Genomic DNA, 18,335 nt, shown 5'->3' on the forward strand with positions numbered 1-18,335 from the left:
AGACACAGCGTGCAGATATAAGGGAGTCGGTGGGAATGTCACTAGTCAGCAGGGTAATCGAGCGCGTAAAGCGGGATTATTTCCGACGTCAGTACCGCCAGATTGCCAGTCGAGTCCTGGCAACACCTCCTGTCCAACGTGGCGATGTGCCGTTCATGCTGCTTTCGATGGTTCAGCAGCGTGACGTCCATTCTTACCTGGTTGCCGTGAAATCGTTCTGCCACTTCCTCAATCCCAGCCGTATCGTGGTCGTTTGCGACCCGTCGATCGACCAGGCGGATCGGGCACTCATCACACACCACCTGCCGCATGTCGAATTACGCGCTGCAGACGAGTTCACTCATCCCGACATGCCGCGTGGCGGCACCTGGGAGCGTTTGTATGCCATCGCCGGCTTTGCGCGCGACACCTATGTGGTCCAGCTCGATGCAGACACCTTGACGGTGCAGCCAATTCCGGAAGTGCTCGCAGCAATCCGCGCTGGTACCGGTTTCGTGCTGGGCGAAATGCCTGACACGCCAATCCGCACACTGGCTCAGACGCGTGAGAATGCGCTGCCGTGGATCAGGCCGGGCGCGCATATCCAGGGGATCGCCGAGACCGAGATGGTCAATGTCGGCCTGCCGGAGGATGCACGCTATATCCGTGGCTGTTCCGGTTTCACCGGTTTTCCGCGCTCTGACGCAATGCCCGAGGCCATGGCCGATTTTTCGCGCCGTATGACAGCCAAGCTTGGCGCGGACTGGACCCGCTGGGGCACGGAGCAGGTCACGTCAAACTACCTGGCCTCGAACATGCCCGGTGCGGCGGCACTGCCATTTCCCAAGTATGGCACGCCCGATTGCAGCACCGACCAGACGGCATTTTTCCATTTTATTGGTTCCATGCGTTTCATTAACGGCAAGTATGCAGCGACGTCGCGCCAGGCCCTGCGCCTGCTCGCCGGCGCCGCCTGACGCGCCCCGCTTCACCCCGACCCCGAACCTGAGCAGTCCATCATGGTAAATTTGCGGCGTTCGCTGGTCATCAATTTTTTTTCGTCTTCCGGTGCGGCTCTGCTGCAGTTCCTGGTCAGCGTGCTGCTGGCGCGGATGCTCAGCCCCAGCGAGATTGGCGTGTATTCGATGACGCTGGTATTCGTCAATTTTGCCCACGTCTTCCGGGATTTTGGTGTCTCCACCTATCTCAAGCGCGAACCGGACCTCACACCGGAAAAAATCCGCTCGGCCACCGGCATCGTGTTTGCAACGTCTTGGCTGATAGGCACCAGCATGCTACTGGCCAGCAATGCGATCGGCCGCTGGTTCGCCGAACCGGAGATCATTCCCGTGATGCAGGTGCTGGCAGCGGGCTTTTTCCTGATTCCGTTCGGGGCTGTCACCAATGCCATGCTGTCGCGTGAATTCGCAGCTGAAAAGCAGGCCGTGGTCCAGGCCGTGGGCACGATCAGCTTCTGCATTACCTGCCTGACACTTGCCAAGCTCGGCTTCGGCAGCATGAGCCTGGCTTGGGGCAACCTGGTCAATATCATTGCCTGCGCGATCGCTCTGGTGCCGTTCCGCCCGAAAAACCTGCCCTGGATGCCGTCCTTCCACCATTGGCGCGGCGTGGCCCACTTCGGCGTGGGTTCGCTTATTTCAAGTTGTCTCGGTGCGCTCAACAATGCCATTCCCGACATCTTGCTGGGCAAACTGGGTTCGGCGCGCGAGGTCGGCCTTCTGAGCCGCGCCAATTCCACCGTTACCATCTTCAGCTATGTAGCCGGTTCGACCGTCAGCTATGGCGCTGTTTCGTATCTGTCACAGGCGCATTATCGTGGTGAATCGCTGACCCCGATCATGTCCCGCGCTACTTCTCTGCTTACCGGGATCGGCTGGCCTGCCCTCGCGCTCACTGCCGTACTCGGCCAAGACATCATCCTCGCGCTGTATGGCCCGACCTGGCTGCCCGCAGTACCGGCAATCGCGCCGCTGGTACTGGCAGCTGCGGTGGGCATGATGTTCCATTATGTCCCGATCGGCGTCATGGCCATCGGTCGCCCCTACCTCAGTGCCGTGCCGACCACGGTGACCTTGCTGGCCAGGATCGGCTTCGGCCTGCTGTTGTATGACGGCAGCCTGAGCGGATTTGCCTGGGCCCTGTGCCTGGCGACGATCGTTACTGCGCCCATCAATGCCCTGCAACAGCATCGCAATCTTGGCGTCAACAATGGCAACATGCTGCGCTCCATGATCCCGAGCCTCGTGGTCACGATCGGCACTGTCGTGCCAGCCATGCTGCTGGCATGGCTGCTGCCGGCCAGTCTGCCATCGATGGTGCGCTTGCTGATCATGGCAGTCCCACTGGCGGCCGTCTGGTACCTGTGTCTGCGCCTGACGCGCCACGCCATGCTGGAAGAAGTTCATCGACTGGCTGCGCCCGTCAAGGCGCGTCTTGTCCGCTTCCTACCGAATGTATAATGAACTATGGTGTCGCTCATTTTCCGGACGCCATGCATCCCCTGGACTGGAATCGCATATGTACCTCGATGAAGTAAGAACAATTCTGACGAATGTGCTCAACCTGGGCGACGCTGGACAGCGTCTTAATGCTAACTCGCCATTGCTTGGTAGCATTCCCGAGCTTGACTCGATGGCGGTAGTGACTCTGCTGGCTGCGCTCGAAGAGCATTTCGGCATCACTGTCAACGACGACGACATCAGCGCGCGAACGTTCGAGACCTTGGGTACTCTGGCCGAGTTCGTCGCTCAACACCGCCCCGAATGACCGCCTCCGGCGGTGCACCGGCCGCAGAACCGTTCTTTCTCAAGACTGCCGGCGGGACACGCTTTTGCCTGTTCCACGCGCCCATCGGGGCCTGCCTTGGCGCAGTGCTGTATGTGTCACCCTTTGCCGAAGAAATGAATCGTTCGCGTCGGATGGCTGCCCTGCAAGCGCGCGAACTCGCCAAGCTTGGCTATGGTGTCCTGCAACTTGATCTGCACGGCTGCGGCGACAGCAGCGGCGATTTCATGGATGCGCGCTGGGACACCTGGAAACACGACCTGGCCCTTGGCGCGGCCTGGCTGCACGAACGCCTGGGCCAGCCACTCATTCTGTGGGGCTCACGCCTGGGCGTACTGCTGGCCCTCGATTACGCGCGTACAGCGCCCCATCCGGTGGCCTCAATGCTCCTGTGGCAGCCAATTCTGAGCGCCCACGCTTACCTGACCCAGTTCCTGCGCCTGCGCGTGGCTGGCGCCCTGCTGGGCGAAGATGGTGCGGGCCAGCAAGGCACGAATGCCCTGCGTGCGACATTGCAAACCGGCCAGGCTGTCGAAGTGGCCGGTTACCGCCTGGCGCCGGCATTGGCGGCGTCCATTGATGCACTTCCACCCCTTTATTCAATGCCACCGTCTTGTCCTGTGCACTGGTTTGAGGCCATCGCAGCAGCCGGACAGGAACCGTCGCCGCGCGTGCTGCAGGCCGCAGCCAGCTGGCGCAATGCCGGTGTGGACCTGCATTTTCAGGCCGTGATTTGCCCGCCATTCTGGTCAACGTCAGAAATTACGATCAGCCCGGCTTGGTTGGAAGCAACTTCTGCAGCATTGCGCATGGGCCGCCATGACGATTGAAGAACACGCGCTGGCGTTTCGCTGCCACGAGGACTGGCTGTATGGCGTCGTGAGCCTGCCACCAGGCGAGTGCACACGCGGGGTCCTGATTGTGGTCGGTGGTCCGCAATACCGGGCCGGCAGCCACCGCCAGTTCACGCTGCTGGCGCGCAGCCTGGCGCAAAACGGCATTGCAGCCATGCGCTTCGATTACCGCGGCATGGGCGACAGCCAGGGAGAGCCGCGCGATTTCCTGTCGGTCGAGGACGACCTGCGTGCGGCCATCGACGCGTTTACCAGCGCCGTTCCGGGCTTGCGCGACATTGTGCTATGGGGCTTGTGTGACGGCGCATCAGCATCGGTCACGTATGCCGCCACCGATGCGCGCGTGCGCGGCCTGGTGCTGCTCAACCCCTGGGTGCGCACCGACAACGGCATCGCACGCACCACGCTCAAGCATTACTACCGCGAGCGCCTGATGGACGCGGCCTTCTGGCGCGATGTCTTGCGTGGCAAGCTCAGTTACACGCGTTCCCTCAAATCGATGCTGCAGCTGGCGCGCATGGCGCTCGGTTCACCGTCTGGCGCGCGCGCCAAGGCATCGGACCAGGATGCTCTTCCGGACCGGATGTATGCAGGCATGCATGCCTTCGACGGCCCCGTGCTGGTCGTACTCAGTGGCGCCGATCTCACGGCTCGGGAATTTTGCGATCTGGCGCAGGCCACGCCAAAGTGGCAGCGCCTGCTTGGCGCCCGCCGCGTCACCCGTTTTCAGCTGGATCAGGCGGACCATACGTTCTCGCGCCAGGCCTGGCGCGACCAAGTAGCGCGCTGGACTGGCGACTGGATGCGCTCCTGGTAGGTCATGGGCAGTGGCTGCAGCGCCACGCGCTGGCAACGGAGGCCGCCGCCCTTGAATATAAGCGTGACAGTCAATGCAGCCATGATAAAATTTTAACAAGCTTGACGGTGATCGTACCGTACTGCATCCGGGCTGTTACCTGCCTCGTCCATGTCTTTTTTGTTCAGTCACCCATGTCGCTTAAATCCCTGCTCATTCCTGCCCTGAATAATCCGCCGAAGCGCCAGCTGCTCGACGCCTTGCCCGTGGGGCAGACGATTCCCAGGATCATCCATCAGACCTTCTACGACCGCAATCTTCCTGAAAGGCTGCAAGCGAACGTCAACCGGCTGCGCGAGCTCAATCCGGGGTGGGAATACCGGTTTTACGACGACGCCGATATCGAGAGCTTCATCAAAAGTAACTACCCGCCCGTAGTCTGGGAGTATTACCAGCGCATCGATCCGGTCTACGGTGCAGCGCGCGCAGATATCTTCCGCTACCTGCTTCTGTACAAGCTCGGCGGTGTGTATCTGGACATCAAGAGCTCGGCCAACCGTCCACTCGACTCGGTTCTCAAACCCGATGATCGCTTCATCCTGTCAAAATGGCGTGACGTCAACGGTGAATTCGAACACTTCGGTGTGGTCTACGACCTGCGCCACCTCGATGGCGGCGAATACCAGCAATGGCACATCATCTGCTCGCCGGGCCATCCGTTCCTCAAGGAGGTCCTGGAAACGGTCTTCGAGAACATTGATACGTATGACCCCTACCTGCACCAGACCGGCAAGCGGGGGGTGCTGCGAGTGACCGGCCCGGTGCCGTACACGATGGCCATTTCACGCCTCATGGATGCACACCCACATCGCGTGGTGGACGGACGCAATGACATGGGCCTGGAATACACTGTCTATGGCGAACAGGTCCACGTCGGCGTGTTCAAGGGACATTATTCCCTGCAAACTGCCTCGATCGTGCGCCTGACCCCGGCCAAGAAACGCATGTCACGCATGTATGGCGCGATGCAGACATGCTTTGACTACCTGAAACGCTTGCGTGAAAAGCCTGCAGAACCCGTGCCGACTGATGCCGCTCAGCGACCGGCGGATCCCAAGCAGTCATTGAAGTCGTCAAAGGCGCCATAGGCTGCGCTGGTGGTCCGGGGCGTGCCACACAACCCCGGACCCGGCGCCGGCTTGCCGACGCGGCGTGGCGCGACGCCGTCCCAACGCAGATCGCCCTCGAGCGGCGCAGCAAACAGGTTGCGCACCGGATGCATGCCAACGAACGCTTGCCATAACGGCGAGCTGCGATTCTCACCCAGATGCAGCAAGGCACCATCGCGGCTGCGGATTGGCCCATCGACCAGGTTGCCTTCCAACTGCGCGCTGCTGTTCGGAAAGCGCACGTCGATGCCGGCCGTATCGACCACCGTGTTGTCGGCAACCTGACTCGCTGCGGCGCCATTGATGTAGATGCCGACATCGGAACAACCCGCGATCAGGTTGGCGCGCAATGTGCCCCGTTCCTGTTCAACGATGCACTTGCCATCGCGGCAGACACTGGCACCGGTTCCTCCGCCGCCCAGCGACAACCCGACACGCTGCCCCGGCGCACCGGCCAGGCGTTGTTCACACCACACCAGATTGCGCTCGAACACATTGTCGCTGCCAGCGCCCTTGGCAAATCCGCCATAGCTGACCCGATCGCCGCCATCCTTGACAAAATCCGTGATGACGTTCGCCCGGATCGTCCAGCCGCTTGCTGCGACCAAGTCGATCGGCGAGACCGGATTGGACGTACGCCGCACGCGCGTGTTGAACAATGTGTTTGATGCGATCAAGCCATGGTCGGGGAAATGTCCACGCCGGCCGTTGATCTTGAAATGGGCATTGAAATCGCTGATACGGTTGTTTATCGCCGTAAAATAACTGCCCTCTCCCACCACGTGAAACGCGTGCTCGCACCATTGATCGTCGCGGCACACGCCACGAATATCCAGGTTCTCGAAACGCCAGTGCGGTGCGGACACGCGAAAACCTTCGGTGAGGTCCAGTTCGAGCACTACACTGCCTGGCTGCACAGCGCGGACCACGATCGGTGCATCGGCGCGCCCGGGCCGGTTAGCGTCGAGCGCGCGCCCACGTACGCGGTACGTACCCGGCAGCAGTGTCACGGTCGTGCCGGGTTCGACCCGGGCCAGCGCGGCGCGCAATTCGTCGGGCGTGGTGACTGTGAGGCCGGGCGCGCCGATCACGCCGGCCGGCTCGGGGCGCACACCCAGGGATGAAGGCAGCCCGGCCACTGCGCCGTGGTAGGGGCCGCGGTCCAGCGTCAGCAGGGTCCGGCTGAGCAGGCTGCCGGTCTGTACAATTGTCGGGTTATGGCCACTGGCGCGCCGTTCGATATACGGCGCCAGCGTGCGCGGCATCACACCGACCTGCTCGATGGCGTAGACCAGCACCCCGGCGCCCAGCGCCAGCGTAATCAGGCCGCCCAGCAGCAGGGAGCGCGCGCGCGGGCGCCCGTTGACGCCATCGGCCGCGGGACGCTTCCTGCTGCGGCTCACCCGGCGCCCCGGATACCGTGGCGGTTCATCAGGTCATACATGGTCGGACGGCTGATACCCAGCATTTCCGAGGCCTTGACGATATTGCCGTCCGCGCGCGCCAGCGCCTTGACAATGGCGCCCTGCTCCGCTTCGTCGCGCACCTGGCGCAGGTTCAGCGGTTCTTCGACCGGCGTGTCGCCTTCGGGCAGGCCCAGGTCGTCGGCAACGATGGTCGGGCCGTCGGCCATGATCACGGCGCGCTTGACGCAGTTTTCCATCTCGCGCACATTGCCCGGCCAGGCATAGGCTTCGATTGCCGCGATTGCGTCCGGCGAGAAGTGCAGTGTCGGGCGCGATTCCTGGGCGCAGAACTTGTTCTTGAAGTGGTGCGCCAGCAGGGCCGCATCGCCCTGGCGGTTGCGCAGCGGCGGAATCGTCACGACGATCTCGGACAGGCGGTAATACAAGTCTTCGCGGAAGCGCCCCGTGCTGCACAATTCCTTGAGCTTCTGGTGCGTTGCACAGACGATGCGCACGTCGACGGGGATTTCTTCGTGGCCGCCGATGCGCTCGATCACGCGCTCCTGCAAGAAGCGCAGCAGCTTGGCCTGCAGCGCCATCGGCAGGTCGCCCACTTCATCAAGGAAGAAGGTGCCGCCGTGGGCCAGCTCGACCTTGCCCTTGGTCTGCTTGGCTGCGCCGGTGAAGGCACCTTTTTCGTAGCCGAACAATTCGCTCTCGAGCAGGTTCTCGGGAATCGCGGCGCAGTTGATCGCCACGAAGCGCTCCTTGGCGCGGGGCGAGATCGCGTGCACTGCACGCGCCAGCACTTCCTTGCCGGTGCCCGATTCACCCAGCAGCATCACCGAGGCCGAGGTGGGGGCGACCTTCTCGATACTGCGGCACAGCTTGAGCATGCCGGGATCGCGGCTGATCACGCCGGCCATCGGCGAGTCGGCCTGGCCAGACTGCATGCGGCGGTTTTCTTCCTGCAGATTGTGCAGGAAGAACGCGCGCTGGATGACCAGGTTGAGCACCTCGGGTTCGGGCGGCTTCTGGTGGAAGTCGTAGGCGCCCATGGCGATTGCCTTGACCGCATTGGCGCGGTCCTGGTTGCCGGTCAGGACGATCACGCGCGTTTCCGGCGCCAGCGCCAGGATCTGCTTCAGCGTGGCCAGGCCTTCGGTCGAACCGTCCGGGTCGGGCGGCAGGCCCAGGTCCATCGTGACCACGGCCGGCTCATGGCGGCGGATCTGCGCCAGCGCGCTTTCGCGGTCGTCGGCGACCACCACGTCATACGCGTCGAAACTCCAGCGCAGCTGCTTTTGCAGGCCCGGATCGTCTTCGATGATCAGCAGTTTCGGTTTGTTTTGACTCACAGTTGTCCTTTCATCACGCAGCGCGCTCGCCAGCCTCGCGGTACAGCGGCAACGTGACGGTAAATGTGCTTCCCTGTGCGGGTACGCTGCTCAACGCCAGCGCCCCGCCCAATTCGTGGATGTATTCCCGGCTTTCGAACACGCCGATGCCCATGCCGGCCGGCTTGGTCGATTCGAAGGGCTTGAATAGCCGCTCGCGGATGAATTCCTCGCTCATGCCGGCGCCGGTATCGGCCACGGTCACCGTGACCTGCCCGCCCGTGCGGGCAATCGAGACGCTGACACGGCCGTTGCGCGGCGTGGCTTCGATGGCGTTCTGGATCAGGTGGCCCAGCACGCGCTCGAGGCGTTCGCCGTCGGCCAGTACCAGGAGGCCGCCATCAATCACGTCCAGCACCGGATGCGGCTCGAATGCGCTCTTGAGCGCAATCGCCTGGCGCACGACGTTCTCGACGCGCAGTGGCAACGGCCGTTCCGGCGCATCGTTGCGACTAAGCTTTTGCAGCATCATTTTCATCTTGTCGACCGAGTGCGTCACGGTATCGAGCATATCGCGCTGGAATTCGGGATTGTCACGGTGCTTCTCGGCGTTCGCATTCATCAGCGACAGCTGGGCCACCAGGTTTTTCAGGTCGTGCACGACAAAGGTCGACATGCGATTGAACGACTCGAACTGGCGCGCCACCATCAGCTCGTTGGCAGCATCCTGCTGCGCCAGGTAACTGGCAGCCTGGCTGCCGGCAATTTCAAGCAGGTCGAACACTTCCCAGTTCAGGGACACGGCGCTGCGCGCGTCTTGCAGCACGACGAAGCCGAACAGCTTGCCGTGCAGAATCAAGGGCACCACCAGCCAGCCGCGTGGAAATGCGACAAGCCACGCTGGCAAGACCAGCTCGCCGTATTTTTCGGGCAGGGCCGCATATTCGCGCAGGTCGATCACCCATTGGGTGGTTTCCAGGAAGTGACAGAAATTCGAGTCGGCCGGCTCGGTCGCGGTGCTGGTGGCTTGCCACCCCGCCACCGGTTGATAGTGACCGCCATCGCCGTCGCGGCGCTGCCACAACACACCGCCCGGGCTTTCGACCAGCGCGCCGACCGCCTCGATCGCGCGCTCGCCGATGTGCGTGCTGTCGGACGACAGGGTGCGGGTGAAGCGCATCCATTCTTCACGGTAATCGTAGCCGTAGCTGTAGAAATGCTTGCTGATGAAGACCTTGAGCCAGGCACGGAAGGTGCCCGAGAACAGGGTTCCGGTCAGCAGCAGCAAGGCGCCGCACAGGAACGCGACCTGCATCACGCCGCCCCAGCTGCCGCCAAAATAGCGCAGGTAGTAGCCGGCGAAACCCATGGCCAGCAGATAGATCGCCGAGCCGAACAGTGCAGTCGAATGGAACATGACGCGGCGCGACACCACCAGTGCGTTCGAGCGCGACGTGCTGCGCTTGACGGCGGTGCCGATCAGCGGCATGGCCAGCGCATTGACGATGCCGCGCGCGGCCCAGGTATCCGGGTGCATGTCGTGGAACAGCAGCGCCTGGCTGTACATGTAGAAGTCGTAGGCAAACATTGCGCCGATGCCGAGGCAGGCGAACTTGATGGCCCAGCGTTCCTGGATCGTCTTGTTGCGGTACACCTGCTCGACCAGCAGCATGCCGAGCACTGCCTGGCACACGCGCGCCGTGACGTTGGGCAGCAGGCCCCCGTCCAGATTAAGCATCAGGTCGGTCCGCACGAACACCGTCACCAGCAACAAAATCCCATAACAGACCGCGCCGATGAAGATGGGTGTACGCAGATTGAACGGCCAGCGGCTGGCCGGGTCGCGTGAGTTGCCCAGCAAGAGCAACAGCACGATGCACCAGGCGGCGCTGCGCAGGATTTCGAGGGTGTCGGTCCAGACTGACCAGAGTTCGTGGCCAGTGGCAGCCTGCCCGGCCAGGGCGGCGGACCAGAGCGCGGTGAACCCGCACGCGATGGCAATGGCGGCAACCTGTGTGCGGCCGCGCCAGATGGTAAACAGCAGGCCGATCAGCAACAAGAAACCGATGGCGGCGACGCTATAGCTATAGACGGCAATGGTGGTCAACGTATGCCATCCATGAAAACGACCATTGAAAAATTCGGGATAGAAACGTTAAAGCCATCGACCTGCGATGCGCACACCGCAAGCCGATCCGGGATGATCAGCGTCCGCTACGGAACAGCACGACCTTGAGCGTATTGATCAGGATGAGCACATCCAGGAACAGGCTGTTGTTCTTGACGTAGTAGAGATCGTACTGCAATTTCTGCAACGCGTCCTCGGCCGACGAACCATAGCCATAACGCACTTGGGCCCAACCGGTAATGCCTGGCTTGATGCTATGACGGACATTGTAATATGGAACCACTTCGATCAGCTGCTGGACGAAGTAGGCGCGCTCCGGCCGTGGGCCCACGAACGACATGTCGCCCTTGAACACGTTCAGGATTTGCGGCAGCTCATCGATGCGGGTCTTGCGCATGAAGTTGCCGACACGCGTCACGCGCGGATCGTTCTGGGCCGCCCACTGTGGCGTGCCGCCTTTTTCGGCATCGGCGCGCATGCTGCGGAACTTGTGGACACGGAAAATCTTGCCATCCTTGCCGACCCGCTCCTGCGAATAGAACACGGGGTTGCGGTCTTCCAGCCACACGGCCAGCGCTGCGCCGAGCATGATCGGGAACGTGACGGCCATGATCAGGGTGCTGCAGATCAGGTCAAACCCGCGCTTCATGAAGATGCGGATGAAACTCTGGTCAAAGCCACCGCCGAACACCAGCCAGCTCGGCTGCAGCGAGTCAACCCGGATCTGGCAGGTTTCGCGCTCGAAGAACGTGGCGGCATCGGTGACCTTCACGCCTTGCAGCTTGCAATCGAGCAGTTCCTTGATCGGGAAGCTGCCGCGCTTGTTTTGCACCGATACGACGATTTCCTGCGCGCCATATTGGGTCGCCATCTTGACGAGCGAGTCGCCTTCGCGCACCTTGAGCACGTCAGCGGCCGGCACGCACATGTCATCGCTACCCACTGGAATGAAGCCGACGACCTTGTAGCGGTGGTAGCTGTTCTTGTTGACAGCCAGGTCACTGCATTCCTTGGCCAGCGCGCCATTGCCCAGGAACAGGATGCGCGACTGCATCAGGCGCAGTTCAGACGTCTTGAAGAAAATGATGCGCGCGACGAAGATCCCGGCCGCTGCAAGGCCAAAGCCCAGCAACAGGATGCCACGACCAAAGTACAAGTCGGGCGCCACATAGAACACCAGCGTCAGGATCAGGAAACCCATCAGGAATGCCGGCATCAGCTTCATGAAGAACGGATGGCGCAAGCCCTCGTCGAAATCGAGCTGGTACATGCCCATGGCGCTCATGCTGAAGCTGACCGCCACGGCAAACGCGACGGCCGAAGCCAGGAAGTGATCAAACTGGTCGCTCGTGAGCGGTGCGCCAATGTCGAGAAAACGCATGGCTGCGCCTGCATAGGCAGCGCCTAACAGGATCAATATTTCCACAAATAGCAGGACGAAAACGATCTTCGACACGTAGTGGTTAGAGATCCGAAACATGTTATTCCCCAGAATTGTTTATGACGCTTGCCTGCTGAGAAGCCAGGCGCTTGCTTTGCATGCGCCACACGACCGTCTCCCTACCGTCGATGATGCCGGTAGTAACAAGATGCATTGAGTTGTTTGTTGAAGCAATTAATCACGGCATTGCGCAGCATCGGCACCATGCCGGTACGATCGAGCAAAGCCCCCATCATTTCAGGCGCAGGGCAAGTACCGCGACGACGTCAGGCAAGAGAACCGGTCAACTAGATCGATGTAATGGCTGGCCCGACATCGTCAGACCATACTCTTTTAAACATTGATTTCGCTTCACTCTTTTGACATATTTTTAACATTCAATATAGCATGGAAACACCTTGTTACTCAACGACGCTGTACTGTCGCGTCAGCTTGGTGCAACACACATCACCACATCGTTCACCAACGAGATGTTACTACAACTACCTCGCTTAATTCCGTAGTGCAATAAAGTTCAAGATTTTAGCACTGACTGTTGAGCATGCACTGGAAGACATGCAATCGTGCGCTGCTATCCGGCGCCAGGCTGATCTCTACCGCAGACATTTCTTAGACCTTCACAACCGTGGCAGGATCGTCGCTATTGCTGCGTTGCGCTCCTGAGACAGGCGTCCGTGCTCTGGCGCCCCCACCGATCATGACCTCGAACACCCGCGGCATGGTGGCCATGGCCACCTTGTACACAGCGATCAGCAAGGCGCTCACGGCGATCGGCGCCAATACCCAGTACACCGGGTAAGGGATAGCGCTGCCGTAGCGCCCGTACACGACCCAAGTCAGCAGTAATACCGGCGCGTGCGCCAGAAACAGAAAGAAACTATATTTACTCATGCCAACCAGCCATGCGCCAAGCGGCGTACGCACGATCCAGACGGTAGCAGGCCAGATCAGAAATGGCGCCACCAGGCGCAGGTAAGTAGTATTTCCAACCCGAAAATGCACGACAGCGGCGCAGGCTAGTACAAAGGCAACAAAACAAATTGCGCCATAACGATCGAGCGCACACAAATTCCAGCGACGCACTGCCACCATGCCACCCACGTAGAACAACACCGCCATCAGGTCACGCAACAGCAGATTGCCATCAAAATTGCCCATGAAGATGATCGACACGAGCACCAGTCCCAGCCACATGTAACGACGCAGCAACCACCCGAACAGTGGTGCCAACAGGATCAACACGATCAGATCACGAAGAAAATTGAGAGGATAGTTGATCGGCGACCCCATCAGCCCAAACGCGGCATTGAGCCAGCGCACTGGATCGAATGGCCACAAATTTGCTGACAACTCCATTCCTGCAAACATTTCCGCGCTCAAGGCGAGTGGCAGCAAGGTCAAATTAAAGATCAAGAACGGTACCAGGATAGTGCGCGCTTTCTTGGTGATGCAACGTGCGGGTTCGCAGTCGATGCCCGAACCAAACAGCAGAAAGCCTGAAATGACCGTTAGGACCGGGACGCTGGCCCGAAATACAGCCAACTGGAAAAATGCTTTGACTGTGTCAAACCAGCCAGGGCCGACTTCGGCCATGGGGACATAGGCAGGTGTATGCAGCACGATGACGCCAAAGATCATGACAAAGCGCAGCAGCGCGATACGGTCACGGACGCCATGGGCAATCGTCATGAAAGGCCTTTCGAGGTACAGGGGAGTGCCGCAAGGCGGACATGGTGACGCGAGTATCCAGGTGATCTCAACAACCTGTACATCGACATGATATTGCGAAGAGCACAATAGCTGTAGACATATTAAATGTCAATTGTGCGCATATTTACACAGATAAACAGGAATGGCGAACAAACAAGCTGTTCGCGAAAACACGGTCAGGGCACGAGAGAAGAAGCGTTACGGACATCGGTGCGGCTACAAGGCCTCAGACCGTACGGGCAAAACGACAACACCAGGAATACGATCCATGCTGCAATACGGGAAATCATGCCGGCATGACATTAGCAGGTGCCTGGAAGCCGCAAATTCAGTGAGAGCGATCAGTAATTTTTAACAAACGTACAAGTGTTGCGACTCATCACCTTGCTGCTGGGAGGCGCACTGAGAGCGGAAATTTCAGCTATCGCAGTCTTCCAATGGACGAAATTGTGATATCCCCCCGTTAATAATAACCCGATCAGCAGCAGGGAGACCCCGGCACGGGTATAACGGGAAATGGCCAGCGCGCCATATGCAAATACGACGATCAAGAACGGCAGCGCACTACCAACATAAACAAATGTCTCTTGCCCATAGATGACATGCAGTGCAGTCAAGAAAGCCAACGACCCGGCTATCGCCAACAGCAGTCTGTCCTGACCGGTAGCGCGCGTGAACAAGGCGCCATCATCAGACCTCTGTAAAGTCCTCTTGCACGCCATGACGATGGTGCCCAGCCCAGCCAAAAGAAATATAGCCACCAGTGAGAGGGCTACAAAAGCCGTCGTGCCAGCCTGACGCCAACTGGCTTGCTGCACGGTCAGTACCGTCTCAGTAGCGTTCATTGCATGCCGGGAGAAGTCAGGCATCACTACACCTCCCAGATACAGGATCGATAGAACCTGACGGATGCGGTCGACGGACAGGCCGACGAAGAAGGTGGTTTCCTCCTGAACAGCCGCAGGCAGAAAAAACAAGCCCGAGCGGGGAAATGCAAGTCGCTGCAGTACCGACAAGATGCCAACCACAGCTACCGCAAAGATCGCGATACGCACGGTTCGCTTGATCCCCTGAGATTGGAGCGCGATGAACAGCGCCACCACCAGGTTGGTGACGGTAACGGAGAATGCCAGTGCAGTGCCAGCGACCCAATTTGTCAGCGTTGCCTTTTCTTGCTTTGCTTCGCGCGCGGCCAAGTACAGCACAATCGAAAATACCGTAAACGTATATGCATAACTTTCCGGGATGGTAAACCACATGAAGGAAGATGAACTCGTCAGTGCAATACCCGTAAGCAACACCGCGTTCAGCCTGTTCAAACCAACCAGATTGAGCGCCGAGAAGAGAAAAGCCATACCGACTGCGGGAATTAGCGCGACCTGTACTCGCACTGCCATGCCAATCTCAATCTGCATGGCGGCGAGCAGATTAGGGATGGGATAACTTAAAAATGAAAACAAAGGATGCACCTTGTTGCGCCAGTGGTCGTTGGCATAACGGTCAACCATCTGACAAAGATACCGAGGTACGTCAGCATCAAACCAGACATTGTCAAGCCCAAGATGGAACCGGGTGGGCGAGAAATAGCCTGTCGCAAAAAATATCAATACAAACGAAAATAGGAAAATAGCCAAAGGGAGAAGCAGTTGGCGCGTCCGCTCGATCGGCTTGATTGGGCCAATGCAGGATTGGTGCATATGCGTGGTAGTCATGGCTGTCAAACTAACGGGTGATAAGCACTGCACCGGCAACCACGAGTAACGTACCTGCCACGCGGAGGGGCTGCAGCGGCTCGCCAAGCAAGACGATCGCCAATCCCATCGTGACGATAAAACCAAAAGCGACAAACGGGTAAGCGACGCTGACATCGACACGTGACAAAACGAACAGCCAAAGCACTGCACCCAGTGCATAAAGTGACAGGCCGCCGATCACATAAGGATTGGTTGCAATGGCAGTTATCGTTGATGCCGTGCCCTGCCCCAATGCAGCCGAGACTGTCGAGGATGACATACCCTGCTTGAGTGCTATCTGCGCGAGCGCTGAAATCAGCACGCTACTGAAGATAAGAATAAAAGTACTGAATGCCATGCAAAACCCCGAGAAATCAAATATCAAATCGAAACGAAGCGTGCTCCGATAGTAAAGGCAACCATTGCAGCAATTGTCATGCGACAGCCCCGATCCTTGATTGCGTAGACCAACGGGTCGTCGTGCATTTCGGCGCGTGAAGTTTTTACCCATAAACGCGATAACCAATAAAGCATCGCCAGAACAACTCCCCAAAGCAACGTGGGGTTGACGTAATTTGACTGGGTATCAGCGGCCTGAATAAACAGGCAAAATACGACGACCGACGAGAGAGACGCGCCAATCCCGAGGGGCCACAGGACAGCGAGGTCAGTCACACGGTAATCTCGGCCAGCCGTCACTTTGCCATTGCATTGCTGCAGGGAGATCAGTTCGGCGCAACGTTTTAGAATGGCCAGACTGTAAAAGATGAGCAGGGAAAAAGCCAGTAACCAAGTGCTGACTGTTTCCTCGAGCGCGAGCGCGCCGGCAAGAATACGAACTGTGTAGAGAACAGCAAGCATAAGTACATCGATCAGTACGTAATGCTTGAGAACCAGGCTGTACGAGGTAGTCAGAACAATGTATGCCACCAAGATAGTCAGAAACTGTGTGGAGATCAAACAGGCAAGAACAAGGCCAGTACTCATCAGTGCACAAGCTGCAAGGATCGCGCTTGGGATCGAGATCGCGCCGCTGGCCATTGGACGCTTGCATTTGCGCGGATGGCGCCTGTCGCTTTCAAGATCGACCAAATCGTTCCAAATGTAGGTAGCGGAAGCTGCCAGAGAAAACGCAATGAATCCTGCGATTACCGGAATCAACTTCGATACATTGTTAAACGAAAAGGCGGTAAGTAGGGGAACGAAAATCAGGGTATTCTTGAGCCATTGATGAACACGAAACGCCTTCATCCAAACCAGCATGGATAGGTTCGAGCGCGCAAATACCTGTTCGATTCGGCAGGTTTTTTCGACCTGCCGGGCAACCGCTGGGGATACCCCGACGAGAATAGCGCCAGTGGCCTCCAACCAGATTGGCAAGTCGGCATTGCTGTCTCCAGCATAGACAAACTTTGCACCCACCAACTTGCGAATTTCGGCCAACTTGGCATGACCCTTGAGGTTGGCGCCATCCTGAGTGGCCAAGACGTGGTCGAACAATCCCAAATAATCGCTGACGCGACCCGCGATCGAGTGATGAGCGGCCGTGGCGAGTACTATATGCCGACCGGTCGCACGCTGCGAGCGCAGGTAGTCGAGCAGATCATGATTGTAGGGAAGAGAGTCTGCCGGGAGAATAACAAACTGTGAAACATAAGCTTTGAAAGCAGCACGACCACGTAACAATGCAGACATTGCGCCAAATAGCCGCCACGGCGCGTTGCGAAACAGTAGCAGTAACGACTCGAACAGCGTATCGGTTCGCACCAGCGTACCGTCGAGATCGACGATTAATGGCTCCGTCGTCAGTTGGCGTTCGAGTGAAAGACGATCCATGCCCGCATTAACCGAAAACATATGTATGACTGACTTTTTATGAGCGGCGAAATCGTGTCTCGCCGGCGTTGTAATTTAACATGTGCCAGATACAGCACGTGGATTATCGCACGCTCATACAATTTTGAAAAAAATTGTGCACCCCTATTTAATTTTTTCGCATTAAAAGTGCACAGCTGCCGTAGGAGACTTCTCCAAGGTGGGTGGAAATCCGGACCTCCGGCTGAGCGATTCTTGAAGACCACAGAATCGATTTTCGTCAGCACGCAGACAACGAATTCGATCTTGCGGTGCACTGGGCATACATCTTCTTGAAAGATGAATTTTGCTTTCTCAGCTCTGTTAGATGTGCTGTCAGCAAGGCTTCCATGCCGCAGAACTCCGAGCACTACTTGCAGAAAATAACGCGGCCAATGTCATTATCGCAGTTCAGTTCGGTATAGGCTGCTGCCGTCAACTCGTTTGAAAAAATGATCTGACTGCGCTAGTCCCCTGCGAAGAAATAATAGACGCTGTTAAAGCAGGTGAAGGAGAACGAGACATGATGGCTCCCATCCCGCTAAAAGGTGGGGAAAAGAAGTCTTGAATATTTTAATAAAAGAAATTTTCCTACAGTCTGGCTTAGCCACACTCTATCAAGCGCTTGCTCGTCCAAGCCAAGGGCGACTTGCTTAACCCAGGGTACGCATGTCCAATTTTTGAACTTCAGGGTTCAAGAGCGAATAGCTGAAGCGCAGAGAAGCATGACACGGTGGTCAGCACAGGCATCGCGCTTTTGATGTGGCAGGTCTGTCTACCTGTCTTTGCGCAACCGCATCCAGTACAGTCGTTAAGGGCTGCATGGACAAATTGCATACGGGAGTCGCGTTCTGGAGCTTGAGAAGCTGAATGCGAAGTGGGTGTAGACCAGGTGGGACGCAGTGACTCGGTGTGATGACAGGCCACGTGGCTGCAAGCTGTCCATCAACGGCCCGGCAAGGTATCGATGTTCTTGTTGAAATGGTGCGGCTGGCTGGAATCGAACCAGCGACCCTTGGCTTCGGAGGCCAATACTCTATCCACTGAGCTACAGCCGCACTGTCAAGCGTAGCGAAGGATACATTCTTTCGTCGAGTACGTCCATGGGCAGCACCAGAAAAAC

The 18,335-nt window shown here is 58.5% G+C and carries 14 protein-coding genes and 1 tRNA gene; 6 read left to right on the plus strand and 9 right to left on the minus strand.

The features are described 5' to 3' along the window. Window positions 1–35 precede the first annotated feature (35 nt). The 6 genes from IFU00_18800 (at window position 36) to IFU00_18825 (ending at window position 5,582) form a co-directional block, all read left to right on the plus strand. Window positions 36–956: a hypothetical protein gene (locus tag IFU00_18800; protein ID MBD8544330.1), complete on the plus strand. Its 921-nt coding sequence runs from the start codon at window positions 36–38 to the stop codon at window positions 954–956. A gap of 42 nt (window positions 957–998) precedes the next feature. Then, window positions 999–2,459: an oligosaccharide flippase family protein gene (locus IFU00_18805; GenBank protein MBD8544331.1), complete on the plus strand. Its 1,461-nt coding sequence runs from the start codon at window positions 999–1,001 to the stop codon at window positions 2,457–2,459. A 58-nt stretch (window positions 2,460–2,517) separates the two neighbouring features. Next, on the plus strand, window positions 2,518–2,766 hold the full coding sequence (locus tag IFU00_18810) for an acyl carrier protein (protein MBD8544332.1): 249 nt from the start codon (window positions 2,518–2,520) through the stop codon (window positions 2,764–2,766). Beyond that, window positions 2,763–3,614 (plus strand): hydrolase 2, exosortase A system-associated, encoded by an 852-nt coding sequence (locus IFU00_18815; GenBank protein MBD8544333.1) that lies wholly within the window; start codon window positions 2,763–2,765, stop codon window positions 3,612–3,614. Before IFU00_18810 ends, IFU00_18815 begins: the two co-directional genes overlap by 4 nt. Further along, a complete protein-coding gene (locus IFU00_18820) occupies window positions 3,604–4,455 on the plus strand; it encodes a hydrolase 1, exosortase A system-associated (protein ID MBD8544334.1) in 852 nt (283 codons plus the stop codon). The genes IFU00_18815 and IFU00_18820 overlap by 11 nt, the downstream gene beginning before the upstream one ends. A gap of 173 nt (window positions 4,456–4,628) precedes the next feature. Beyond that, the gene (locus IFU00_18825) at window positions 4,629–5,582 is read left to right on the plus strand and encodes a hypothetical protein (GenBank protein MBD8544335.1); all 954 of its coding nucleotides are present in this window, start codon (window positions 4,629–4,631) and stop codon (window positions 5,580–5,582) included. Here the strand turns inward: IFU00_18825 and IFU00_18830 are convergent. From IFU00_18830 to IFU00_18870, 9 genes are all read right to left on the minus strand, one after another. Further along, a complete protein-coding gene (locus IFU00_18830; protein ID MBD8544336.1) occupies window positions 5,531–6,868 on the minus strand; it encodes a right-handed parallel beta-helix repeat-containing protein in 1,338 nt (445 codons plus the stop codon). The genes IFU00_18825 and IFU00_18830 overlap by 52 nt on opposite strands. A gap of 134 nt (window positions 6,869–7,002) precedes the next feature. Further along, a complete protein-coding gene (gene prsR / locus IFU00_18835) occupies window positions 7,003–8,367 on the minus strand; it encodes a PEP-CTERM-box response regulator transcription factor (GenBank protein MBD8544337.1) in 1,365 nt (454 codons plus the stop codon). Window positions 8,368–8,380: 13 nt separating this feature from the next. Continuing rightward, complete coding sequence (gene prsK / locus IFU00_18840) at window positions 8,381–10,453, minus strand: PEP-CTERM system histidine kinase PrsK (protein MBD8544338.1); 2,073 nt, start codon at window positions 10,451–10,453, stop codon at window positions 8,381–8,383. 97 nt (window positions 10,454–10,550) lie between these two features. After that, a complete protein-coding gene (locus IFU00_18845; protein MBD8544339.1) occupies window positions 10,551–11,954 on the minus strand; it encodes a TIGR03013 family PEP-CTERM/XrtA system glycosyltransferase in 1,404 nt (467 codons plus the stop codon). A gap of 570 nt (window positions 11,955–12,524) precedes the next feature. Next, window positions 12,525–13,604: an acyltransferase gene (locus IFU00_18850; GenBank protein ID MBD8544340.1), complete on the minus strand. Its 1,080-nt coding sequence runs from the start codon at window positions 13,602–13,604 to the stop codon at window positions 12,525–12,527. 362 nt (window positions 13,605–13,966) lie between these two features. After that, window positions 13,967–15,337: a hypothetical protein gene (locus IFU00_18855; GenBank protein ID MBD8544341.1), complete on the minus strand. Its 1,371-nt coding sequence runs from the start codon at window positions 15,335–15,337 to the stop codon at window positions 13,967–13,969. 10 nt (window positions 15,338–15,347) lie between these two features. After that, the gene (locus IFU00_18860; protein ID MBD8544342.1) at window positions 15,348–15,716 is read right to left on the minus strand and encodes an EamA family transporter; all 369 of its coding nucleotides are present in this window, start codon (window positions 15,714–15,716) and stop codon (window positions 15,348–15,350) included. 23 nt (window positions 15,717–15,739) lie between these two features. Beyond that, window positions 15,740–17,194, minus strand: coding sequence for a UbiA family prenyltransferase (locus IFU00_18865; protein ID MBD8544343.1), 1,455 nt, complete (start codon window positions 17,192–17,194; stop codon window positions 15,740–15,742). Window positions 17,195–18,194: 1,000 nt separating this feature from the next. After that, window positions 18,195–18,270 (minus strand) — tRNA-Arg (locus IFU00_18870). Window positions 18,271–18,335: the final 65 nt, after the last annotated feature.

This window comes from Oxalobacteraceae sp. CFBP 8761, from assembly GCA_014841595.1.
Lineage (GTDB): Bacteria > Pseudomonadota > Gammaproteobacteria > Burkholderiales > Burkholderiaceae_D > Telluria.